General features: G+C 72.5%; 21 protein-coding genes. 13 read left to right on the top strand and 8 right to left on the bottom strand.

Annotation, left to right across the window (positions count from 1 at the left end):
- Positions 1-3: 3 nt before the first annotated feature.
- From HF577_RS12795 to HF577_RS12775, 5 genes are read right to left on the bottom strand one after another with little or no spacing between them, the layout of a single operon-like run.
- Positions 4-777 carry an ABC transporter ATP-binding protein gene (locus HF577_RS12795; RefSeq protein WP_169396029.1) on the bottom strand — a complete coding sequence of 258 codons (774 nt, stop codon included), beginning with the start codon at positions 775-777 and terminating at the stop codon, positions 4-6.
- Complete coding sequence (locus HF577_RS12790) at positions 774-1,739, bottom strand: ABC transporter substrate-binding protein (RefSeq protein ID WP_169396028.1); 966 nt, start codon at positions 1,737-1,739, stop codon at positions 774-776. Before HF577_RS12790 ends, HF577_RS12795 begins: the two co-directional genes overlap by 4 nt.
- Before the next feature lie 28 nt (positions 1,740-1,767).
- Positions 1,768-2,661: an ABC transporter permease gene (locus HF577_RS39710; RefSeq protein WP_211174188.1), complete on the bottom strand. Its 894-nt coding sequence runs from the start codon at positions 2,659-2,661 to the stop codon at positions 1,768-1,770.
- Complete coding sequence (locus tag HF577_RS12780) at positions 2,658-3,497, bottom strand: sulfurtransferase (RefSeq protein WP_169396027.1); 840 nt, start codon at positions 3,495-3,497, stop codon at positions 2,658-2,660. Before HF577_RS12780 ends, HF577_RS39710 begins: the two co-directional genes overlap by 4 nt.
- A complete protein-coding gene (locus tag HF577_RS12775; protein WP_169396026.1) occupies positions 3,494-4,867 on the bottom strand; it encodes an NtaA/DmoA family FMN-dependent monooxygenase in 1,374 nt (457 codons plus the stop codon). The genes HF577_RS12780 and HF577_RS12775 overlap by 4 nt, the downstream gene beginning before the upstream one ends.
- An 849-nt stretch (positions 4,868-5,716) precedes the next feature.
- Between HF577_RS12775 and HF577_RS12770 the strand changes: the two genes are divergently transcribed.
- Both HF577_RS12770 and HF577_RS12765 read left to right on the top strand, forming a co-directional pair.
- A complete protein-coding gene (locus tag HF577_RS12770; protein WP_169396025.1) occupies positions 5,717-6,037 on the top strand; it encodes a hypothetical protein in 321 nt (106 codons plus the stop codon).
- Positions 6,038-6,045: 8 nt separating this feature from the next.
- Entirely contained in the window at positions 6,046-7,872 is a 1,827-nt protein-coding gene (locus tag HF577_RS12765) for a hypothetical protein (protein WP_169396024.1), read from the top strand.
- A gap of 16 nt (positions 7,873-7,888) precedes the next feature.
- On the opposite strand, the gene HF577_RS12760 is transcribed toward HF577_RS12765, so the two are convergent.
- Entirely contained in the window at positions 7,889-8,392 is a 504-nt protein-coding gene (locus HF577_RS12760; protein WP_169396023.1) for a DUF6328 family protein, read from the bottom strand.
- Positions 8,393-8,532: 140 nt separating this feature from the next.
- On the opposite strand from HF577_RS12760, the gene HF577_RS12755 reads away from it, so the two are divergent.
- From HF577_RS12755 to HF577_RS12740, 4 genes are all read left to right on the top strand, one after another.
- Positions 8,533-10,326, top strand: coding sequence for a thiamine pyrophosphate-requiring protein (locus HF577_RS12755; protein WP_169396022.1), 1,794 nt, complete (start codon positions 8,533-8,535; stop codon positions 10,324-10,326).
- 255 nt (positions 10,327-10,581) lie between these two features.
- Positions 10,582-11,088 (top strand): hypothetical protein, encoded by a 507-nt coding sequence (locus HF577_RS12750; RefSeq protein ID WP_211174187.1) that lies wholly within the window; start codon positions 10,582-10,584, stop codon positions 11,086-11,088.
- Positions 11,089-11,161: 73 nt separating this feature from the next.
- On the top strand, positions 11,162-11,431 hold the full coding sequence (locus HF577_RS12745; protein WP_169396020.1) for a GlsB/YeaQ/YmgE family stress response membrane protein: 270 nt from the start codon (positions 11,162-11,164) through the stop codon (positions 11,429-11,431).
- A gap of 166 nt (positions 11,432-11,597) precedes the next feature.
- Complete coding sequence (locus tag HF577_RS12740) at positions 11,598-13,031, top strand: HAMP domain-containing sensor histidine kinase (protein WP_169396019.1); 1,434 nt, start codon at positions 11,598-11,600, stop codon at positions 13,029-13,031.
- A gap of 25 nt (positions 13,032-13,056) precedes the next feature.
- Here the strand turns inward: HF577_RS12740 and HF577_RS12735 are convergent, their stop codons facing one another.
- Entirely contained in the window at positions 13,057-13,779 is a 723-nt protein-coding gene (locus HF577_RS12735) for a response regulator transcription factor (RefSeq protein WP_169396018.1), read from the bottom strand.
- A 132-nt stretch (positions 13,780-13,911) separates the two neighbouring features.
- Between HF577_RS12735 and HF577_RS12730 the strand changes: the two genes are divergently transcribed.
- From HF577_RS12730 to HF577_RS12720, 3 genes are read left to right on the top strand one after another with little or no spacing between them, the layout of a single operon-like run.
- Complete coding sequence (locus HF577_RS12730) at positions 13,912-14,613, top strand: DUF5134 domain-containing protein (RefSeq protein WP_169396017.1); 702 nt, start codon at positions 13,912-13,914, stop codon at positions 14,611-14,613.
- A 16-nt stretch (positions 14,614-14,629) separates the two neighbouring features.
- Positions 14,630-15,367: a YcnI family copper-binding membrane protein gene (locus tag HF577_RS12725; protein ID WP_211174186.1), complete on the top strand. Its 738-nt coding sequence runs from the start codon at positions 14,630-14,632 to the stop codon at positions 15,365-15,367.
- Positions 15,364-17,034, top strand: a complete 1,671-nt coding sequence (locus HF577_RS12720; protein WP_169396016.1) for a copper resistance CopC/CopD family protein — start codon at positions 15,364-15,366, stop codon at positions 17,032-17,034. The genes HF577_RS12725 and HF577_RS12720 overlap by 4 nt, the downstream gene beginning before the upstream one ends.
- Here HF577_RS12720 and nicT read toward each other — a convergent pair whose 3' ends face one another.
- Positions 17,035-18,117 (bottom strand): Nickel transporter NicT, encoded by a 1,083-nt coding sequence (nicT, locus tag HF577_RS12715; RefSeq protein ID WP_211174185.1) that lies wholly within the window; start codon positions 18,115-18,117, stop codon positions 17,035-17,037.
- Positions 18,118-18,361: 244 nt separating this feature from the next.
- Here nicT and HF577_RS12710 point away from each other — a divergent pair, with 244 nt between their 5' ends.
- Genes HF577_RS12710 through HF577_RS12695 form a run of 4 tightly spaced genes read left to right on the top strand, consistent with a single transcriptional unit; the run spans position 18,362 to position 22,417 of the window.
- Positions 18,362-19,081 (top strand): alpha/beta hydrolase, encoded by a 720-nt coding sequence (locus HF577_RS12710; RefSeq protein ID WP_169396015.1) that lies wholly within the window; start codon positions 18,362-18,364, stop codon positions 19,079-19,081.
- Entirely contained in the window at positions 19,078-20,355 is a 1,278-nt protein-coding gene (locus tag HF577_RS12705; protein WP_169396014.1) for an NAD(P)/FAD-dependent oxidoreductase, read from the top strand. Before HF577_RS12710 ends, HF577_RS12705 begins: the two co-directional genes overlap by 4 nt.
- Entirely contained in the window at positions 20,352-21,137 is a 786-nt protein-coding gene (locus tag HF577_RS12700; protein WP_407692204.1) for a DUF1365 domain-containing protein, read from the top strand. The genes HF577_RS12705 and HF577_RS12700 overlap by 4 nt, the downstream gene beginning before the upstream one ends.
- Positions 21,138-21,148: 11 nt before the next feature.
- Positions 21,149-22,417, top strand: coding sequence for a class I SAM-dependent methyltransferase (locus HF577_RS12695; protein ID WP_169396049.1), 1,269 nt, complete (start codon positions 21,149-21,151; stop codon positions 22,415-22,417).
- Positions 22,418-22,438: the final 21 nt, after the last annotated feature.

Here is a 22,438-nt window from a genome sequence, read left to right as displayed (position 1 = left end):
CCGTCACGCGATCTCCGACGGCGCGACGAGCGCGTCGGAGATCGCATCGTGCAGGTCGCGGAAGGACGGGGTGAAGCGCAGCTCGCGCACGTCGCGCGGCCGGTGAAGCGGCACCGGGAACTCGGTGAGCACCCGTCCGGGCGCCGGGCTCATCACCACGACGCGGTCGGCCAGCGTGATGGCCTCGTCGACGTCGTGGGTCACGAAGAGCACGCTCGTTCCCAGCGTCTCCCACAGTGACAGGAACTCCGCTCCGATCCGGCGGCGCGTCAGGGCGTCGAGCGGGCCGAAGGGCTCGTCCATGAGGAAGAGGTCCGGGTCCGCGGCGAGGGTGCGCGCCAGCGCCACGCGCTTGCGCATCCCGCCGGAGAGCTGGCGGGGCAGGTAGTCGGCGAACCCGTCGAGGCCGACCGTGGTGATCAGGTCGCGGATCCGGACGTCCTGCTCGGCGCGGTTCCCGCCGGCCACCTGCAGCGGCAGGCGGATGTTCTCGTGCACGGTGCGCCAGGGGAGCAGGGCGTCGTTCTGGAAGAGCATCCCGACCCCGGCGGAGGGGCCGTCGATCGGTTTCCCGTCGATGAGCGCGTCGCCGCCGGACCGCTCGACGAGCCCGGCGACCACCTTGAGCAGCGTCGACTTGCCGCATCCGCTGGGCCCCACCAGGGCGACGAACTCGCCGTGGCCGATGCTCAGGTCGGCCCCGTCGAGTGCGAGATGCCGCCCCGTCCGCGTGCGGTAGGCGACGCGGAGGTCGCGGACCGCGACCTTCGGGGTCACTGCGGGCCCAGCAGGCTGAAGTCGAACGCGTCGGTGAACGACGGGACCTTGTCCGGCTGGACCTGCCCGACCTGCGTGAGCACCTGGGTGGTGTCGCGGTACGGGCCGTCGTCGATGGTCAGCTTCGGCGGGGCCTGGGCGATCGTCGCCGCGACGACGGTGCGCAGGGTCGTCGGGTCCAGGGTCGGGGCCTGCTGCTTCGCGGCGCCGAGCACACTCGGGAGATCGGCGTTCGCCTTGTCCTGCGTGGCGCGCAGGGCCTGCAGGAACGCCTGCATCGCGGGCTTGTTGTCGTTCACCCAGCTCGGCTTCGCGATCACCGCCAGCGCGATGTAGCGGAAGTCCGGCTTCCAGGTGAGGGTGAACGCGCCGGACTGCAGCATCGTGGTGAGCAGCGGGTCGCTGACCATGCCCGCCGCCGCGCCGCCCTTCCCGATCGCGGCCTGCATGGTCGCGCCGGTGCCCGCGCCCACGACGCGCAGCCCGGAGTACGGGACGCCCGCCTCGGCCGTCGCCTTCTGCAGTTCGGTGTCCGAGAGGCTCCCCGGCGCGGTGACGGCCACGGACTTCCCGGCGAGGTCGCCCACGCCGTGCACTCCGGAGCCGGCCGCGCTGACCAGGGAGTACGGCGGCGCCTCGCTCACGACCGCGTAGCCCTTCACGTCGAGGCCCTTGGCGCGGTTGTCGACGACGTGTTCCCCCGCGCCGACGAAGGCGTCGATGCTGCCGCCGACCAGCGCCTGGACGGCGTCGGAACCGCTGTCGAAGCAGATCTTCTGCGCCTGCAGCCCGTCCGGGAGGCCGCCGGAGTCGATGGCGAGCGCGGCCAGGCCCACCCCGCCGCAGACGAGGCCGACGCGGATCGTCGGGGGCCCGGGCTCGGCGGAGCAGCCGGCGACGAGCAGGGCCGTGAGCACCAGGGCGCCGGCCCACCGCCACGGTCGGCGAAGGGGATGGGTCATGGGTCGGGTCCTCGTCTCGGTGGTGTTCTCAGTGCTGCTTCTCGGGGTGGTGCCGCATGACCCGGCGCTCCACGTATCCCAGTGCCTGGTCCAGCACGATCGCCACGGCGGTGATGACGGCGAGGCCTGCGAAGACCCCGGTGACGTCGAGCAGGTTGGACGAGAGCTTGATGTAGTAGCCGAGCCCGGAGCTCGCGGCGATCAGCTCGGCGATGACGGCGCCGATGAGCGCGATACCGATGGAGAGCCGCAGCGCGGTGACCAGCCAGGGGACCAGCGACGGCAGCATGATCCAGCGCACGGTCTGCCAGCGGTTCGCCCGGAACGAGCGCGCGACGTCGAAGAGGTCCTGGTCGATGTTCCGGACGCCCTGGTAGACGTTGTAGAAGATCACGAACAGCACCATCGTGACGACCATCGTGATCTTCGAGAGCAGCCCGATCCCGAACCAGACGATGAACAGCGGCGCCAGTGCCACGCGCGGCAGGCTGTAGAGAGCCATCACGTAGGGCAGCAGCCAGCCACTGAGCAGGGCGGACATGCCGAGCGCCACGCCGAGCGCCACCCCGAGCGGCACGCCGATGAGCAGCCCGGCCCCCACCTCGATGAGCGTCTGGGTCAGATGCGGCCACAGCTGGCCCGTGCCGACGAGCTGCACGAGCCTGCCGACGATCTCGCTGGGGGAGGAGACGAAGAACTCCGACACGAGCCGGCCCGAGGCGAGCTGCCAGGCGCCGAGCACGACGACCGCCACGGCGATGCGTCCGACCAGCACGGTGCGCCGGAAGCGGTTCGCCTCCCGCTGGTCCTGCTCCAGCAGCGCGCTCCCGGCGTCGGACGGCTGCCGGGTGTCGTCGTCGCCGGGCACGGGTCCCGCGCGGTGCGCGCCCCGGGCGGTGCGTAGCGAGAGGCTCTCGGTCACGGTGCCTCCTCGCCGGTTCCCGGCTCGGCTCCCGTGGCGACCGGCCGGTCGGGATCCGCGCTCCAGGCGGAGAACGACCCGACGTAGAGGGGCGCGGTCACACCGGCGTGGGCGAGAGCGGCGACGGCGAAGGCGCCGGCCACCCCGCCGCCGCAGGAGAGCCCGGGGACCGCCGCATCTGCTGCCGCGAGCCCGTAGTGCGCGCGCACCTCGTCCGCGTCGGCCAGCGTCCCGGCCGCGCCCAGCACACCCTGGGAGGGGACGTTGCGGGCCCCGGGGATGTGTCCCTCCCGGTACGCCTGGGCGTCCCGGGCGTCGACGAGCAGCCCGCGGGCGGCGAGGGCGGCAGCGGCGTCGGCGTCCAGTTCGGGCAGCCCGCCCGAGCCCAGCTCCACGTCGCCGGGCTCGATGCCGGGCTCCTCCGTGTCGAGCTCATGGCCGGCGGCGGTCCAGGCCTGCAGGCCGCCGTCGAGAATGCTCACCCGCTGCAGTCCGGCCCAGCGCAGGACCCACCAGGCACGGGCCGCGGAGAGCCCGGAGCGGGTGTCGTAGACGACCACGGTCGAGTCGTTGCGCAGGCCCCACCGCCGCGCGGACCGTTGCAGGTCGGCGGGGTCCGGCAGGGGACGGCGCCCCTCGACCGGATCGGCGTCGGACCGGGCCAGCTCCGTGGCCAGGTCGACGGTGACCGCTCCGGGCAGGTGACCGGCGCCGCCGGTCCCTCCGGTCTTCTGGTCGTAGCGGATCTCCAGCAGGCGGACCTGCTCCGGGGCGTCCTGCAGCCACTTCTCCAGCTCGGCGACGCCGACGAACACCGGAACCTCGGACTCCGTCATCCGGCCACCGCCCCGGCATCGACGCCCGTCGCGAAGCGGCTGGGCGGGCGGGGGAGTCCGAAGTGCTCGCGCAGGGTCGTGCCTGCGTAGTCGCGGTGGTGCAGACCGCGGCGCTGCAGTTCGGGGACCACGAGGTCGACGAACGCCTCCACCCCGTGGGGCACGGTGGGCGGGAAGATCATGAACCCGTCGGCCGCGCCGGAGGAGAACCACTCCTCGAGCACGTCGGCGACCTGCGTCGGCGACCCGACGACCTCCTTGAACAACCCCCCGCGGATGAAGGAGGCGTTGACCTCGGCCACGGTCACGCGCTCGCGCCCGTAGAGCTCACGGGCCGAGCCGACGATCCGGAGTCCCTCGTCGGACAGCAGCGCGAGGTCGGCGACTTCCCCGATCGGAGCGTCGGGAGCCGCATCCGTGACGGCGACGCCGAGTGCCTCGGAGAGCCGCGCCCGGTGGACGGGACCGGTCTCCAGCAGGGCCTGCAACGTCGCGTACGCCTCGTGCGCCGCGCGTCCGGACTCCTCCACGTACACCGCGACGCCGGGCACGATGAGCTGGTCGGACACCGAGCGCCCGTAGCGGGGCAGCCGGCTCTTGAGGTCGTCGTAGTACCGCCGGGCACCCTCGAGGCCGAGGGTCGAGGAGTTGGTGAACCGCAGGTCGGAGTACTGCGCGCCGAGCTCGCGGGACCGTTCGGAGGCACCCGCGTTGATGATCGGGATCTGCCCCTGCACGGGCCGCTCGACGTTCAGCGGGCCGTCGACCGAGAAGAACTTCCCGTGGAAGTCGATGGTGTGCACCCGGTCCGGGTCGACGAAGCGGCCGGTCACCGGATCGGCGACGCGCGCGTCGTCCTCCCAGCTGTCCCACAGCAGTTGCAGGACCTGGATGTACTCGGTGGCCCAGTCGTAGCGGTGGGCGTTGTCCCAGTGCTGCTCGCGCCCGAAGTTGCGGGCCGCCTCGACGTTCTTGCCGGTGACGATGTTGAGCCCGACCCGGCCGCCGCTGAGGTGGTCGATCGTGGCCGCCGCCCTGGCGACGTTGTAGGGCTCGGAGTAGGTGGTGTTGACCGTGGTGATCAGCCCGATGTGCTCGGTGATCCCCGCGATGTTCGCGGCCAGGGTCAACGCCTCGGGCCGCAGGACCTCGTTGGGTGCCGCGAACTGGGAGGTGGTCAGCCCGACCACCCGGTCGCCGATGAAGAAGAAGTCGAACCGGCCCCGCTCGGCGGTCCGCGCGGCCTGCTGCAGCAGGCGCGGGTTGGAGTTCCCGTCGCTCCGGGAGCCGGGCAGGCGCCAGGCTCCGGGGTGGAAACCGGTGGGCCAGATCGTGAGGCCGAGATGCATCCGACGGGCTGGACCGGGCATACGAAGCCGCCTTTCGGCGCGAGAGGGCGGACCGCGCGCGGGGCGGCGGCCGCTTACGAGGAGGGGGGACACATCGACGGTCGCGCGGACGGCGCGACGGTCGGCGGGCTCAGCCGCGACAGCGACAGGTGCAGACCTTCAGCAGGTCGATACACCGGCGGCGAACGAGCAGCAGGGTGGGGATGACGGACAGCACGTCCGTGCCGGAAGCGGGGCGACGCGTATGCGCAGAACCACCCATCACCCGTCTCACCGCCATTCTTTCGCGAAGTCTGCGTGCCGAACGTATACAGGCCTGAGTTCTTCGGGTCGGCGGTCGCGGCAACTGTGATGCGAATCTCGGAGAGCTGCGCGCTGACATACCGTCAATTGTCGGGACAGCGGAGTGCCGGGCAGCCCGGCAATGTCCGACAAATGTTCGGTCATTACCGTTCAATCGCTACGCCACAAAAGCGGACGGGCGTGCGCAGCGTGCTTTATCGGACATGCTTCCGGGCGTCGCGCCGGTCGGCGCGACGTGGTGGGCCAGGCGGACCAGTGGCCTCCGACCCATGGTCGTTGCGATAGCTCACGATCGATGGGTAAGCAAGATCCGTTACAGTGATCTGTAACACAGTGAACTGGGATGGCTTGATCGTCCGATCGGTTCGTCGCCATAGTTCTGATCGTGCCGATCATTGACCTCGAGGGGTTCTGGCCGACCCGTCGCCAGGACGATTTCGACCAGTCCTGTCCGGGGACCTCCGCCGTCCTCTGACCGATCGCCGCGGCCCGCGGGCCGAATCCCCGGCATTCGGTCCCCGACCCCTCCGGACGCATCGCGTCCGGCTCAGGATCCGGAGCTCTCCCGTGGCCCACATTCGTCGCATCGCGCCCCGGCCGGGTGTCGCCGCGCCCGCTCGGGAACTCCCGCGAGCCGGCCGCGACCTCTCGGTCCCCGGCCCGGTCGGACCCGGCGACCGGCACCGCGTCCGGGTCCGCGAAGATCTCGACGCGACGGTGACCGGTGGCTACTGTGAGCCGCGCAACATCATCAGCCTCAACCCGGTCGGCTCGCAGGGCCGGGAGGATCAGGGCGTCACAAAGATGATCTACACTCCGAACATCGAGGAGCCACTCGCCTCCGGGTACTCCCCGGACTGCCGTACCGATCCGGTGACGACACCATGATCCGCGTCGTGAGGGAGGATCGCGCCCGCCGGTTCGTTCCGCGGCTTCTCCTCCCCGTCCTCGTGTCGCCGGTGCTGCTCCTCGCGCTCGCCGGGCCCGCGTGGGCGCAGACCGGTTGGGGCGCGGGCGGTGGGTCCCGCGACGCGGTGGACACCCTCCTGCCGTGGCCCCTCCTCGCCGTTCTCGGTGTCGTGGCGCTGGTGTCCAGCGCGTTGGTGGCCGGCACGGCGGCGCTGGGTTTCCTCGCCCCACCTTCGCGAAGCTCGATGCTCCTCGTGCAGAGCGCCGCCGCCGTGGCGGTGGTCGCGCTGGTGATCCGCTGCGTCGGCGGAGGCATCAGCGCCTTCGCCGCGCTGCCGCAGGCCGCCGGCGCCGCGGTGATCGCGGTGCTGTTCGCGCGTGGGGCCCGGAGCGCGTCCGCGGTGGGGGGCGTGCTGCTCACCGCCGCGCTGGCCTACGACGCGACGATCGGGCACACCGACTGGCACGTGGGGCTCGCCGCCGTCCACATGGTGGCCGCGGTCACCTGGCTCGGCGCCGCGGTGCTGGTCGCCACGCCCGCGTGTGGCGCCCGCTTCACGGTCGTGCGGCGGGTCACCCTGGTCTTCGCCGTGTCGGCCGTCATGGCGGTGTCGGCCGCTGCGCTGGAGGCGGTCGCCAAGGGGATGCGTTTCGACGCCGTGACGGCCACCTCGCTGACCGGTCTGCTCGTGCTGATCCAGGCGCTGGGCATGCTCGTGGCGGTCAGCACGGGGCTGTGCCGCCCCGGTGCGGTCGGCGGCCGGGTCGTGGCCTACTCCGCGGGGCTGGTCTTCACCGCGGGTTCGGTGCTGATGCTGGTGACCCCGCCCCCGGCTCCCGCCGAGCCGGGCCGTCCGCTCCTGCGGACGGTGGCCTTGGCGGATCAGGACGCGCCGGTGGTGGTCGTCCCGCAGCGGCCGGGCCGCAACCTCGTCCATGTCGGGATGGCCGGGGCGCTGGTCGGCGGTGTGCGCGCCGAGGAACGGCCCGGCGCACCGGGCGGCTGGGCCGTGGTCGACCTGCCTGCGGGCACCGACGTCCTCACGGTGGAGGCGGGTGGCGAGCAGGTGTCGCTGCGCCTCGACCTCGGCCCCGATCCGGCACCCCCGGCGCTCGTGGCAGGACTCACGGGACCGGACGGACCGGAGTGCTTGAGCGCCGTGGTCGGTCGGCTGCTGCGGGGCGCCGCTGACCTCCCGGCCGCCTGTCCGGCCGATGCACTCTCCGAGGCGGACGCCGCGACGCTCCGGGCCACCGTGCGGTTCCTCGGCGACCGTGACGTGCCGGCGCTGTACCTCGTGACCGACGGGTCGCGCCGGTCGGCTGCGGCCGCTGCGGTCGTCCGGGAAGCTGCTGCCGGAAACGGGCTGCCGGTGGCCAACCGGCTGGATCGGGCGGACGCGGCGCTGGTCGTCGCGGGCTGGGAGGTCGGTGGGCGCAAGCTCACCGACGAGGCGCTGAGCCTGTCGAGCGTCGCCCGCACGTACACCGCTCCATGGCTCGCCACGAACGCCGTGCTGGGCCGGCAGACCGGCGCCGTCACCACCCTGGACTTCGACCCGCTCGACGTGTCGGCGCAGCGCTACCTGGCCGACCTGCGTGCGGCGGGGCTGACCCCGCTCGCGTCGCCCGCCGGGTTCCGGGCGTGGACGGCACCCGGCGACGCCGGCCCGGCGGTGGCGGGGCCGCGGATCTTCGCGTCGGTGCAGATCTCGATGATGCCGACCGGGGCGGGTGAGATGGACAACCGCACCACCGACCCCTGGTTGCCCGGCGGGTCACTGACCCCGGTCACCCCGCCCCTGCCGCGGTGAACCACTCCGGAGGGGCTCAGAGCCTCGCGCGCTGAAGCGCCGGGATCGCCCCCCAGAGCAGCCCGAACACCGCGACGCACACCAGACCGGCGACGATCGCCGGTGTCGAGCCGGTCACGACGTCGAAGATCAGCACGACCACGCCTGTGACCGCCAGGCCCAGCAGGGCGAGCCCTCCGATGGCGAAACGCTGGCCCCACGCCACCAGCGCCGCCCGCGCGTGCTGGCGGAACAGGGCGCGGTGCAGCGCGACGGGCGCGATCAGCAGGCCGGTCGCCGCCGCCGACAGGGACAGCGCCACCAGGTAGAGCACGCGCTGCGGACCGGTCAGGTCGCCGAAGCGCGCCTGGAACGGCACCGTGAGCAGCAGACCGGTGAGCAGTTGCACGCCCGTCTGCACCACCCGGAGCTCCTGCAGGAGATCGCCCCAGTTGCGGTCCAGCCGCTCGGTCGCCGTCTCGTTGCGGGCCTCCTGATCCCAGGTCGCGTCCGACGCGACGTCGTCGACATCTCGCTCCACCGGCACCTCCTCACACGACCGTCGAGTGTGCCTCGAAGCCCGGTGGGATGTCGGAGGCCCGTGTCCGGGTACGGGATCAGGGGTTCGGGTACGAGATCACCAGTGGGACAGGGCAGGAACCCGGTCGGAGGTGCGTGCCAATGGCGGAGTCGGTGGGCGATCACATCCTGCGGAGGTTGCGGGAGTGGGGGGTCGAGCAGGTCTTCGGCTACCCCGGTGACGGGATCAACGGCATCATCGCGGCCTTCGGACGGGCCGGGGACCGTCCGCGGTTCATCCAGGCGCGGCACGAGGAGATGGCCGCGTTCGAGGCGGTGGGGTACGCGAAGTTCTCCGGGCGTGTCGGCGTGTGCACGGCGACCTCGGGGCCCGGCGCGATCCACCTGCTCAACGGGTTGTACGACGCGAAGCTCGACCACGTCCCGGTGGTCGCGATCGTCGGGCAGACGGAACGCAGTGCCATGGGCGGCGCGTACCAGCAGGAGGTGGACCTGCAGGCGCTCTTCAAGGACGTGGCGAGCGACTATCTGGTCGAGGTCAATGTGCCCGAGCAGCTGCCCAACGCGCTCGACAGGGCCATCCGCACGGCGCTGACCCGGCGGGCGCCCACGGCCCTGATCATTCCCAGCGATCTGCAGACCGAGGACCACACGCCGCCGGCGCACGCGTTCAAGCAGGTGCCGTCGAGCCCGCCGGGCCTGGTGGCGCCGAGGCTGGTGCCCGACGAGGCCGAGGTGCTGCGGGCGGCCGAGGTGCTCAACGCCGGGCAGCGGGTGGCGATCCTCGTCGGCCAGGGTGCCCGTGGCGCGGCGGCGGAGGTCGAGCAGGTCGCCGACATCCTGGGCGCCGGGGTGGCCAAGGCGCTGCTCGGCAAGGACGTGCTGTCCGACGACCTGCCGTTCGTCACCGGAGCCATCGGGCTGCTCGGCACCCGGCCGAGCTACGAGCTGATGCGCGACTGCGACACCCTGCTGATCGTCGGCTCGAACTTCCCCTACAGCCAGTTCCTCCCCGAGTTCGGCAAGGCCAGGGCCGTGCACATCGACATCGACGGGGCGATGATCGGGATGCGCTACCCCACGGAGGTGAACCTGGTCGGCGATGCGCGGACCAGCCTGCAGGCGCTGCTGCCGTTGCTGTCCGGTCCGACCGACCGGGCGTGGCGGGAGAAGATCGAGGAGAACGTCGCACGCTGGTGGCGCACGATGGAACGCCAGGCGATGCTCGACGCGAAGCCGGTCAACCCGATGCGGATCGTGTGGGAGCTCTCCGAGCGGCTCCCGCTGAACGCGATCGTGGCTGCCGACTCCGGTTCGGTGGCCAACTGGTACGCACGACACCTGCGCATCCGCGGTGACGTCCGCGCCTCGCTGTCGGGCACCCTGGCCACGATGGGGCCTGCGGTGCCGTACGCGATCGGGGCGAAGTTCGCCCACCCCGACCGGCCGGCGATCGCGCTCACCGGCGACGGCGCCATGCAGATGAACGGGATGGCCGAGCTGCTCACCGTCGCCCGCTATGCCGGCCGCTGGTCGGACCCGCGGCTGGTCGTCTGCGTGCTGCACAACAATGACCTCAACCAGGTCACGTGGGAGCTGCGGGCGATGGGCGGGGCACCGAAGTTCGAGGAGTCCCAGACGCTGCCCGAGGTGTCCTACGCCGACTTCGCTCGCGGTGTGGGCCTGGAGGGGATCACCGTGACGTCCCCGGAGGAGCTCGGTCCGGCCTGGGACCGGGCGCTGGCCGCCGACCGGCCCGCCGTGCTCGACGTGCACTGCGACCCGGAGGTGCCACCGATCCCGCCGCACGCCTCGTTCGAGCAGGCCGAGTCGGTGGTGCAGGCGGTGCTGAAGGGCGACCCGGACGCCGTCCACCTCGTGGTGCAGGGCGCGAAGACGAAGCTGCAGGAGATGCTGCCCGGCCGCCGCACCTGAGGTCCCAGCACCGGCTGCCGGTGGCTCCGATGCCGCCATTTGTCGACTCGGTTCGCCCGTTTACCGTCGTCTTGCATTCCCCTGGGCTTCCGATTGCGGCCGACCGCCTACGGTCAGGAACGACTTCGACGCATGTCGGTCGAGGCTCGTCAGGGACCACAGTCACCGGTGGGCAGCGGCCCGCCTGTCCAGGACATCGGCTCGACCGGCGCAAAGTGTTACGCCGCCACGGCGACAGTGCACTGGAGGACCGCGATGGACATCCGCTCGGCGGTGTTCGACCTCATCGATGGAGATCTCGCGCTGAGAGCGCTCGGCGTGGCCCATGGCTGCTGCGGCCGCCATGGTCAGGCCTCGTGCCGGAGGATCCCCGGATCCTGTTTCATCGTCATGGAATGGGCTGCGGACGACAATCCGTCGGCTCCCGCCGGTGCCGAGCTGCTGACGGTCCGGGCGCACCTGCCCACCGAACGCTCGAGCCAGCACCTGATCCTCGACCTCCTGCTGCACCGCACGCGGGCGGTCCTGTCGGCCGGCACGGCCGACGGTCCGATCACGAGCCTGCACCGGGGAACCTCACCCGACGTCGTGCACAGCGACTTCGGCACCGTCTTCAAGAGCAGCACGTTCCAGGTCGCTCCCCGCCGGCCCGCGGCCGCGCAGACCGGACAGCGGCTGACGCTGTCCACGTGGTCCGGTTACGACGATCTGAGGCTCGCCGCCATCGGCGCTGCCGGCGCCGCATCCCTGAGCATGAACTGACCGGGATGCCGGTGGTCTCCCGCACTAGACTCGGCCGGCACAGGCATCCAGCTCAGGGACCGGGGAACAGTAGATGATCTTGACAATCGTGGGTTGGATCGTGTTCGGCCTGATCGCGGGCTTCATCGCTCGCGCGCTCGTCCCCGGAAAGGATGACATCGGCCTCCTGCGCACCATCGTGCTCGGGATCGTCGGCTCGGTGGTGGGCGGGCTGATCTTCGGGCTGCTGACCGTGGGCATCCGCGGGTTCCAGCCGGCCGGCTGGATCGGGTCCATCATCGGCGCGGTCGTCGTGCTCGTCATCTACAACCAGGTCACCGGCCGCAAGCGCAACCGGCTCTGACCCACTCGGGGGCGGTACGCTCGGCGGAGGTCCCGCCGTCGCCGGTTCCGCAGTCCCTGCCTCCGCGCAGGTCCGGCCCCACCCGTGACACCCGCCGTGGCCGGGCGCATGCTGAGGTGCTGCCGGATGCGGTGACCGGGACGGCTGCGGAACGGAGACCACCCTCGTGCGCACTCGAATCGTCGGGCTCGCAGTCTGGGCCTCTGTGCTGGCCATCGGGCTCTTCGGGGTGCCGCTGGGCGTAGGGGTGTTCCAGTACGCGTCGCAGAGCGAGCGCAGCGAGCTGCAGCGCGTCGCCGACGCCGTCGCGATCACCGTGGCAAGCGACGTGTACGACTCCGAGCGGATCGAGGGGGTCGACGGGCCCGGTCCGGTCCAGGTGGCGGTGTACGACGACGACGGCACGCTGCTGGGCGGCGTCGGGCCGGGCGCCGAGCAACCGGAGGTCGCGAAGGCCCTCCAGGGCGACGTGGGGGCGGGCACCGAGAGCGGCTCCTTCGTCGTCGCGGTGCCGGTCACGCACGAGGACGACATCATCGGGGCGGTCCGGGCCGCCGCGCCCCGCAGCGCCGTCCTGCAGTGGGTGGCGCTGGTGTGGGCGGGGATGATCGCGCTCGCCGCGCTGGCCGTCGCCGCCACCTGGCTACTCGGGCGCCGGCAGGCCCGACGGCTGGCCCGGCCGCTGGAGGAGCTGGCCGTGGCCGCGCGCCGGCTCGGTGAGGGCGACTTCAGCGTGCGCACCCGGCAAGGGGGGGTCGGCGAGATCGACGCGGTCGGTACGGCGCTGAACACCACCGCCGTTCGCCTGGACGACCTGCTCGCCAGGGAGCAGGCCTTCTCCGCCGATGTGTCCCACCAGCTGCGGACCCCACTCGCGGGCCTGCGGCTCCGGCTCGAGGCCGCCCTCGAACAGCCGGGCCTGGATCCGCGTCCGGCCATCGTCGCGAGTCTCGTCGACGCGGATCGCCTGGAGGCGACCATCGACGAGCTGCTGGACCTCGCCCGCGGCAACCGGGACGCCCGCGGGGGCCCGGTGGACCTCGGTGTGCTGCTGGACGAGCTGTCGCCGGAGTGGCGCGGGCGCCTGGAGCTGCTGGGCCGCGGCCTGAACCTGACCGTCGAGCCGGGGACGCCGTGGCCCCGCGCATCCGCCGCGGCGATCCGGCACGTGCTCGCGGTGCTCGTGGACAACGCGACGACCCATGGGGCAGGCACCGTCGGGGTGACCGTCCGCGAGTCCAGCAACGTGGTGGCGATCGACGTCTCCGACGAAGGCGCGGGCGTGCACGACCCGGAGGGCGTCCTGTTCGCCCGCCGTGCCGACCAGCGCGACGGGCACGGCATCGGGCTGGCGCTGGCGCGACGTCTCGCGGAGGCCGAGGACGGCAGGCTGGAGCTCACCCGGCGCGCGCCGCCCGTGTTCACGCTGCTGCTGCCGCCTGCGCACGCCGAGCCCCTCGCCGATCAGGAGCCCATGGGGGGAGACGCACTCGGAGCTGCGGACGAGGTCGACGTGGTACGGGCTGGGCGCGGCCGTGGCACCGCTCGCGTCGATCTCGCCGGACCTGGGCCCGCCCGGGCCGAGCCCCGCTCTTGGTGACCCGCGAAACCCGCCCGCCGCCGCACTAACGGGCAGCGTTGCGGGGTTCGGGCGGGTCGAGCTCCAGCCGGTAGCCGTGGCCCCGCAGTGTGACGATCTCGGGAACCCGGGCCTTCGTCGCCGCGGCGATCTCCTCGATCTTCCGGCGGAGTGCGGCGACGTGGACGTCGAGGGTCTTGGTGGAGCCGTACCAGTGCTCGTCCCACACCTCCGACATCAGCGTCTCCCGGCTCAGCGCCACGTCGGGCTGGGCGGCCAGGCGGGCCAGCAGGTCGAACTCCTTGGGGCGCAGCCGCAGCTCGTGCCCGGCGACGGTGACCCGGCGCCGGGTGACGTCCACGACGAGGTCGCCGATGGGCCGCACGGCGCGCGCCGTCGATCCCTCGTTCCGGCGGAGGTGGGCGCGGATGCGCGCGTGCAGCTCGGTCAGGCGGACCGGTTTGACCAGGTAGTCGTCGGCTCCCGCCTCGAGTCCGACCACGACGTCCATCTCCGCCGAGCGAGCCGTCAGGATGACGAGAATGCTGCCGGGCTGGGCCCGCCGGAGCTGGCGGCAGACCTCGACCCCGTCCAGGTCGGGGAGGCCGAGGTCGAGCAGGACCAGGTCCACGGGGGTCGACGCGGCCCGCGCCAGGCCTGCGGTGCCGGTGCTCTCCCAGAAGACCTGGTGGCCGTGGCTACGCAGGCTGGACTCGAGGACGTTCCCGATCGTCGAGTCATCCTCGATGATGAGAATCCTGCTGGGCACGCTCACATTCTGCTCGGTTTCCCGCCCTTCTGTGCTCCCCGCGGCCCGCGGCCGGTTCCCGGGCCCGAAGGTGTGACGTGGGCCATGGTCAGGAACTGGGCGGACGCCGGTACGGACCACTAGGTCGGCGGCATGGCCAGACGGAGAGGGGCCGCAGGAGTGGTGACCGGGGACGTGCCGCGATGGGTCCTGTCCGCGGCGTTCGCCGTCGCGGTCGGCTACTACCTCAACCGGATGGTCGCCCACCGGCGGAGCGGGGTGCGGCGCCCCGTTCTGGACGAGGGTCTGCACGCGCTCATGGGCGTCGCCATGATCGCGATGCTGTGGAGCTGGGGGGCCGGCGTCCCGGTCATGGCGTACGTCCTGGTCTTCACGGCCGCGGCGCTCTGGTTCGTGGCGGAGGCCCTGTTCGCCACGCGGTCCCCGGTGACTGGCCCGAGCGGGCCGGCTCTCTGTGCCGGACCTGCGGGTAACGCGTGGTACCACGCGCTGATGATGGGGTCCATGGTCTGGATGGCCGTGCTGCTGTCCGCGGCGTCGGCAGGGGCGGCCGATGGCGGGGCGACGGACGGCATGTCCGCGATGCCGGGCATGGGCATGGCGATGGCGGAACCGGGTGCGGCGACGGGGCCCGTGTTCCCGGTGCCGCTGTGGAGCAGGGCGTCGAGCCTCGCTCTCGCGGCCGTGTTCTGTACCGCCGCTCTCCTGCTGGTCGGCCGCGGCCTGAGGCCCGTGCTCTCCCGGCGCCGGACCTCCCCGGCGCCGCCTGCCGTCCAGCTGGTCGGTGGGCTGATGGCCGCGGCGATGACAGCGGCCTTCGTCGAGATGGCCTAGATCGGAAGGTGGAGCAATGAGGGACAGCGCTGGCATGCGCCGACGCCGGTGGGCGCTCAGGACGGGTGTGATCGGGATCGGTGCGGTCACGGCCGTCCTGGCTCTCGCCGTTCCGGCCTGGGCCCACGTGAAGGTGTCCGGCATCGACGCCGTGCAGGCCGGATCGGGCGTGGTGACCTTCCGGGTGCCGTCCGAGTCGGCCACGGCGTCCACCACCGAGCTGCTGCTGACCTTCCCGTCGGCCACCCCGTTCACCTCGGTGGACACCCAGCCCAAGGCCGGCTGGACCGCGACGGTCAGCCGGAAGCCGCTCGCCCGGCCCCAGCAGGGGGAGGACGGCTCGGTGATCAACCAGTACGTGTCGCAGGTCGACTTCAAGGCGACGAGCCCGGCGTCGGCCATCCCGCCGGGACAGTTCGACATGTTCAACCTGTCGGTCGGCCCGTTCCCCGACGCGCCGAGCGTGGCGTTCGGCGCGTTGCAGACCTACAGCGACGGCACCACCGTCAACTGGGACGAGCAGTCGGCCGACGGGGTCACCGAGCCCGTGCACCCGGCACCCGTGCTGCAGCTCTCACCCGCGGCCGCCGGCACGCCGGCGCCGGACGGCCGGGCCGCGGCTGGCGCCCCCGGCTCCCCGGGGAGCTCGTGGATGGACGACGCCGCCCTCGGTCTCGGGATCGTCGCCCTGCTGCTGAGCGGGATCACCCTGGCGGTCGTCCGGAACCGGAACAGGACGTCGGCCAGGTCTTGAGCCGGATCCTGCGGCTGGGCGGGCCCCGGCTCCTGACCCTCGTCCTCGCCGCCGTGCTGTCCTGCGTCACGGTCGTCGGGCTGGCCGGCCCGGCCGCCGCGCACGCGGTGCTGGACAGCAGCTCACCGCAGGACGGCGCCAGGCTGGAGCACGCTCCGGCCACCGTCACGCTGACCTTCGACGAAGCGGTCCAGCCCATCCCGGCGTCCGACGAGGTCATCTCCGCGACCGGCGACCGTGTCGACACCGGACGGCTGACGCAGTCCGCGGACGGCACGACCATCGTGCTGCCGCTCCGACCGGACCTGCCCACCGGCACCTACGCGGTGACCTGGCGGGTGGTGTCGGCCGACACGCACATCGTCGGCGGCTCGATCACCTTCGGCGTGGGCGTGGACCCCTCGGCCGCCCCGGTCGCCCCGGTCGCCCCGCCCGACCGTGCACGCGCGCTCGACGTCACCGCCGACGCCGGCGAGGGCCTGCTGTACCTGGGGATCGTGCTGCTGGTCGGCGTCGCGGCCGCGGCGGCGGCGTTGTGGCCCTGGGCGCTCGCCGCGCGCCGGACTCGCCTGCTCATGTGGGCGGGCTGGCTGCTGATGGTGCTCAGCACCATCGCGCCGTTCCTGCTGCAGGGGCCGCGTGCGGAGAACGAGAGCTGGTCGGCGGTGTGGCGGTTCGCCGACGCGGGACAGACGCTGGACAGTGCCTTCGGACGTGAGCTGCTCGCCCGCCTGCTCCTGCTCGTGGTGGTGGCCCCACTGCTGACCACGGCGTGGGCGGGGCGCCTGCAGCGCCGCCGGTACGCGGTCGCCGGCGGGACGGTCGCCGTGGCCCTGCTGGTCACCGTCGCGCTGACCGGACACGAGGCGGTCGGCTCCGACGTGCCGGCCGCGATGATCTCCGCCGTCCTGCATCTGGCCGCCATGGCGGTCTGGCTGGGTGGGCTGGCCGTCCTGTTCACGATCGTGCTGCCCGCCGCCCGTTCCGGCGGGTTCCCCCTGAGCGCCGCCGGGATGACGCGCTGGTCCTGCGTCGCCTACAGCTGCGTGGCGTGCCTGGTGCTCACCGGGGAGTTCCAGGCCTCCCGTCAGATCGATCCCGTCGAGGCCTTGTGGTCCACCGGCTACGGCGTCGTCCTGCTGGTCAAGCTCGCGGTCATCGGCCTGGTGCTCGTCGCCGCGGCCGTGGCGCAGCGCCGCGTGCTGACCGGTGGTGACGTGCGCAGCGTCGTCCGGCGCAGCGTGCGCATCGAGGCCGGCCTCGCCGTCGTGGTGCTGGCGGTCACCGCGCTGCTGGTGTCCGAACCTCCGGGCAACACCACCTACGGGCCGCCGTCCGACATGACCGCTCCGCTGGGGCCGGACACCGTCCACGTCCACGTCGACGGCACCCGGCGAGGCCGGCAGAGCCTCGAGCTCACCGTGACGGACGCGGCCGGCCGGCCGGCGCCGGTCCAGGCGATCACCGCGAGCCTCTCCTCCACCGAGGTGGCAGCGCTGGCGGTCGCGCTGGCCCCGGACCCCGGCCCCGCCCCCACCACGGCGTCGGCGCGGTGGCACAGCACGGATGCCGTCGTGCCGCTGCCGGGCCCGTGGACCCTCGCGCTCGACGTCACGGTCGACTCCGCCGACGCCTACTCCACCGCGGCGCACTACCGGGTCTACTGATCACGGTGACTCGGCCTCGGGGACGCTCCAGCGTTCCTCGATCCGGCCGAACCGCCATAGCGAGACCGCCAGCGCCCAGACCACCAGGAACAGGCCCACGACGATGTAGCCGACGTACTCGAGGTTCAGCGCGCTGACGAGGCCGAGCGGCCCGCCGGTGGTGCCCAGCCGGTCGGCCAGGAGCTGGAGCAGCTCGATCATGCCGATCACGAGCGCGACGACCACGGACAGCGCGGTGATGGTCATGTTGTAGAAGACCTTGCGGACGGGCTTGAGGAACGCCCAGCTGTAGGCCGCGGACATGAAGACGCCGTCGGCGGTGTCGAACAGGCTCATGCCCGCGGCGAACAGCACGGGCAGGACGAGCACGGCGTACCAGGGCAGGTCGAACGCGGCTGCGCCGCCGGCGAGCACGAGCAGGGTCACTTCGCTGGCGGTGTCGAAGCCGAGCCCGAAGATGAAGCCGATGGGGAACATGTGCCACGGCTTGCTCACCGTCCGCATCACCCGGCCCAGGAGCCTGGTCAGGAAGCCGCGGGCGTTCAGGTGCTGCTCCAGTGCCTCGTCGTCGAGCGGTTCGGTGCGCATCCTGCGGAAGACGCGGGCGATGCCGACCAGCGCGAGCAGGTTGAGCAGGCCGATGAGCACGAGGAAGCCTCCGGAGAGGATCGTCCCGATCAGGCCCATGAGCTGTTTCACCCGGGAGGTGTCGTCCAGGTCCCCGGCCACCGCCCGGACCCCGACGGCCAGGAGGACGCACAGGGCGAGCACCACCGACGAATGGCCGAGCGAGAACCAGAACCCGACACTCCGGGCGCGCTTTCCCTCGCCGACGAGCTTGCGGGTGGTGTTGTCGATCGCGGCGATGTGGTCGGCGTCGAAGGCGTGGCGCATGCCCAGCAGGTACGCGGTCAGCCCCAGCCCGACCCCGAACGTCCCCTGGGTCCCGAGCGAGTAGCCGGCTGCGGCCACGGGTCCGGCCAGTACGGACCAGCCGAGAGCGGTCAGCCCGAGGATGAAGGCCGCCATACTGCCGATCTGGATCCGGTCCGTCCGGTCGAAACCCTGTCCCCGGTCCGTCATCCCGATCTCGACCACGCCGGTAATCATTGCTGAGCTGTTCAGATATTCACTGATGCGATCGTGTGGCGTCGGTGACCCACGGTGCGACGAACCGCCTGGCCGGGCACGAACGGATCGATACTGATCACCGGCTGGTGCCGGGGCCTGGCCGGCAGCGGTGTGACCTCGGTCGCATTGATCATCCGTCGAGGCCCGGCCGGCGGAACACACCTGGGAAACCGTCCGCCCACCCCCGAGGTCGTCCGTGCCCGAGAACCAGCAGTTGCCCCGTCTGGACGCCGTCGGCCGCTTCGGTGCTGCCCCGCCCGGGGTCGTCCTGGTGCTGCACGGCGGCCGGTCGACCAGCCACGCGAGCGGTGGGCGGAGGCGGTTGGCCTACGCCCGGATGCTGTCGTTCGCGTGGGTGCTCTCCGGGGCCGGCCCCGCCGTCTACCAGCTGCGTTACCGCTACCGGGGGTGGAACGCACCGGCCAAGGACGCGGCCCGGGACGCCGCGTGGGCGCTCGAGGAGATCGCGAGGCGGCATCCGGGGCTCCCGGTGGTGCTGGTCGGCCACTCGATGGGTGGCCGAGCGGCGCTGACGGCGGCGGGCGCGCCGAACGTGGTGGCGGTGTGCGCGCTCGCACCGTGGCTCGACGGTTCCGACCCCGTGAACCAGCTCGCCGAGAGGTCCGTGCTCATCGTTCATGGAGACCGCGAGCGCTACACCGATCCGCGCGAGTCCTACGCCTACGCCGTGCGTGCGAAGCAGGTGGCCGACCGGACAGCGCGCTTCGAGCTCCACGGAGCGGGCCACTACATGCTCGCCCGCACCCGCGACTGGCACTCGCTCGTCCGCCGGTTCGCACTCGGGGTGCTCGGCGTCGAACCGGAGGACCCGGTGATCGCGAACGCCATGCGCCAACCCGCCCCGGACGGCCTGCGCGCCGTCGTCACCACCTCCCGACCTGGAGCCGACGGATGAGCACCACTGCTGCGAGCCGTCCCACCGCCGCGGTGATCGGGGCCGGTGTCGCCGGGCTGACCGCCGCCCACCTGCTGCAGCGCCGCTACGACGTCACCCTGTTCGAGGCCGACACGCGGCTGGGCGGCCACGCGCACACCCACGAGGTCGTCAGCTCCGACGGCGGCACCACCTTCGTCGACACCGGGTTCATCGTGCACAACGAGCGCACCTACCCGAACCTGCTGCGGCTGTTCGGCGAGCTCGGGGTGTCGACGCAGGACTCGGACATGTCGATGAGCGTGCGGTGCGACGGGTGCGGCCTGGAGTACGCGGGAGCGCGCGGCCTGGGCGGCCTGTTCCCACAGGCCTCCAACCTGAGCCGGCCCGCGTACCTGCGGATGCTGGCCGAGGTGCTGCGGTTCCACCGGCATGCGCGCCGCGTGCTGGCCGACGAGCGCGCCGGCGACGTCCCGCTCGGGGCGTTCCTCGCGGTGGGCGGCTACTCGCGCTACTTCGCCGAGCACTTCCTGCTCCCGGTGGTCAGCGCGGTGTGGTCGGCGGGCGAGAGCGTGTCGCTGTCCTACCCGGCGCGGTACCTCTTCACGTTCCTCGACCACCACGGGCTGCTGGCGGTGGGCGGCTCGCCGCGGTGGCGCACCGTCGTGGGCGGTTCGCGCAGCTACGTCGAGCGGGTGGTGAAGAACCTCAGCGCCGTCCGGGTCGCCACCCCGGTGCGGGCGCTCGTGCGCCGCGCCGACGGGATCGAGATCCGGGACGACGCGGGCGGGCTCCACCGTGCCGACCGTGTGGTCGTCGCGACCCACCCCGACCAGGCTCTGGCGCTGCTGGCCGAGCCGAGCGCGGCCGAGCGCGCCGTGCTGGGGGCGTTCACCTACTCCCGCAACGAGACCTGGCTGCACTCCGACACCTCCGTGCTGCCGCAGCGGCCGGGTGCGCGGGCATCGTGGAACTACCTGAAGCCCGCGTGCTCGTCCACCGGCGCACCGGTGCTGGTCAGCTACGACATGAACCGGCTGCAGCGGCTCACCGAACCCGACGACTACGTCGTGACCCTTGGCGGCGCCCAGCGGGTGGACCAGGCGCGGGTGATCGCCCGGATGGGCTACGAACACCCGGTCTACACGCCGGAGTCGGTGGCCGCGCAGCGTCGGCTGCCCGAGCTCGACGACCCCACCCTCGCCTACGCGGGCGCCTACCACGGGTGGGGCTTCCACGAGGACGGGTGCGCCGCCGGGGTGCGGGCGGCCACGACGCTCGGAGCAGGCTGGTGACCACCACCGTCGGACGCGCCGGGACGGACCCGGCGCCGGTGGTCCGGGCGCCGGTGGCGGTGCCCGCGCTGTACGACGCCGAAGTGCGCCACGTCCGCAGGCAGCGGCTGGAGCGTTCCTTCCGGCACGGGGTCTACCTGTGGCTGGTGGACCTCGACGCGCTGCCCGCACTGCCGCGGTGGCTCCGGCCGTTCGCCCGCTTCGAGGCCCGCGACCACCTCGGCGACCCGCAGCGCTCGATCCGGCAGAACCTCGATGCCTGGCTGGCCCGCCAGGGCGTGGACCTGCGTGGTGGGCAGGTGCTGATGCTCGCCAACGCCCGGCTGCTCGGCCACGTCTTCAACCCGATCACCGTCTACTGGTGCCACCGGCCCGACGGCGTACTCGACTGCGTCGTGGCCGAGGTGCACAACACCTACGGCGAGCGGCACTGCTACCTGCTCCACCCCGACGCCGCGGGCCGGGCGAGCACGGCCAAGGACTTCTACGTCTCGCCCTTCCTGTCCGTGGACGGGCACTACGCGATGCACCTGCCGGTGCCCGGCGAGCGGCTGACCGTGTCGGTGTCGCTGCGCCAGCAGGGCAGCACCGCGCTCACCGCCACCGTCGTCGGCGCCCGCCGGGCGGCCACCGCGGCATCGCTGGTCCGGATGCTGCTGCGCCGACCTCTCGTCACCCACCGGACCACGGCGCTGATCCGCCGTCACGGCATCGCGCTGTGGCTGCGCAGGCTCCCCGTGGTCCCCCGACCGAGCCATCACCCGCAGGAGGGCGTCCAGTGACCGCCGAACCGATCAGCCAGCCCGGCGCCGCCCTCGCCACGGGGCCGACGGGACTCGACCTAGCGCGGCCCAGCGCCGGCGTGTGGCCCGGCCTCGCCACCGTGCCCCGCGCTCCGGCCAAGGCGCGGATCGCCGAGGCGCTGTTCCGGCGGGCGGTGCGGTCACTGCCGGTGCGGGTGGTGTTCCCGGGCGGGGAGCGGATCGGAGCGGGCGGGCTCGACTCGCCGGTGATGCGGGTCGTGCGACCGGAGGCCTTCTTTCACCGCCTGGGCACGGGCTCGAAGATCGGTTTCGGGGAGTCGTACATGGTCGGGGACTGGATCTGCACGCGCCCGGCCGACCTGCTCACCCCCTTCGCCGCCCAGCTGTCCACGCTGATCCCGCCGGTCCTGCAGCGCATCGGCCGCCGCTTCGCCGAGGCACGCAGACCCGGCGCCGAGGCGAACACGCTCGACGGCGCGCGGGAGAACATCCACCGGCACTACGACCTGTCCAACGACCTGTTCGCCACGTTCCTCGACGAGACGATGTCCTACTCCGCGGCCTGGTTCGCCGACGGCAGCGACGACCTCGTGGCGGCGCAGCGCCGCAAGATCGACGCCGTCCTCGACATGGCAGGCGTGCGCTCCGGGATGCACGTCCTGGAGATCGGGACCGGCTGGGGTGAGCTGGCCGTCCGGGCCGCGCAGCGCGGCGCCCGCGTCACGACGATGACCCTGTCGTCCGAGCAGGCCCATCTCGCCGAGGAGCGGATCGCCGCCGCGGGCGTTGCCGACCGCGTGCAGGTGCTGCTGCGCGACTACCGCGAGGCCCAGGGCAGCTACGACGCCGTGGTCAGCGTCGAGATGGTCGAGGCCGTCGGCGTGCAGTACTGGCCGACGTACTTCGCCGCGCTGGACCGGCTGCTGCGCCCGGCCGGTCGCGTCGGGCTGCAGTCGATCACCATGCCGCACGACCGGATGCTGGTGACGCAGCACGACTACACGTGGATCTCCAAGTACATCTTCCCGGGCGGGGTGATCCCCTCGGTCGAGGCGATCGAGCAGAACCTGCGTGACCACACGGGGCTGCGCATCGTCGAGCGGCGCAGCCTCGGTCCGGACTACGCGCGCACGCTGGCCCACTGGCAGCGCACGTTCCTCTCGCGCCGCGACGAGGTCGCCGCGCTCGGGTTCGACGAGACGTTCTGCCGGATGTGGGAGTTCTACCTCGCCTACTGCGAGGCCGGGTTCCGCGTCGGCTACCTCGACGTCTTCCAGCTCTCGCTGCAGCGCCGCTGACCCCGCTGCCGCCCCCACCGC

It is taken from the genome of Pseudonocardia xinjiangensis (assembly GCF_012911925.1).
Lineage (GTDB): Bacteria > Actinomycetota > Actinomycetes > Mycobacteriales > Pseudonocardiaceae > Pseudonocardia > Pseudonocardia xinjiangensis.
The sequence above is the reverse complement of the archived record's forward strand: the minus strand, read 5'-3'. Positions and strand labels throughout refer to the sequence as shown.

Bases quoted from the DNA above. Each gene is read 5' to 3' on its own strand.
- HF577_RS12790 (WP_169396028.1), bottom strand. From the start codon at position 1,739: ATGACCCATCCCCTTCGCCGACCGTGGCGGTGGGCCGGCGCCCTGGTG.
- HF577_RS12730 (WP_169396017.1), top strand. From the start codon at position 13,912: ATGGCCAGACGGAGAGGGGCCGCAGGAGTGGTGACCGGGGACGTGCCG.
- HF577_RS12745 (WP_169396020.1), top strand. From the start codon at position 11,162: ATGATCTTGACAATCGTGGGTTGGATCGTGTTCGGCCTGATCGCGGGC.
- HF577_RS12755 (WP_169396022.1), top strand. From the start codon at position 8,533: ATGGCGGAGTCGGTGGGCGATCACATCCTGCGGAGGTTGCGGGAGTGG.
- HF577_RS12725 (WP_211174186.1), top strand. From the start codon at position 14,630: ATGAGGGACAGCGCTGGCATGCGCCGACGCCGGTGGGCGCTCAGGACG.
- HF577_RS12750 (WP_211174187.1), top strand. From the start codon at position 10,582: ATGGACATCCGCTCGGCGGTGTTCGACCTCATCGATGGAGATCTCGCG.
- HF577_RS12705 (WP_169396014.1), top strand. From the start codon at position 19,078: ATGAGCACCACTGCTGCGAGCCGTCCCACCGCCGCGGTGATCGGGGCC.
- nicT (WP_211174185.1), bottom strand. From the start codon at position 18,117: ATGACGGACCGGGGACAGGGTTTCGACCGGACGGACCGGATCCAGATC.
- HF577_RS12780 (WP_169396027.1), bottom strand. From the start codon at position 3,497: ATGACGGAGTCCGAGGTTCCGGTGTTCGTCGGCGTCGCCGAGCTGGAG.
- HF577_RS12775 (WP_169396026.1), bottom strand. From the start codon at position 4,867: ATGCCCGGTCCAGCCCGTCGGATGCATCTCGGCCTCACGATCTGGCCC.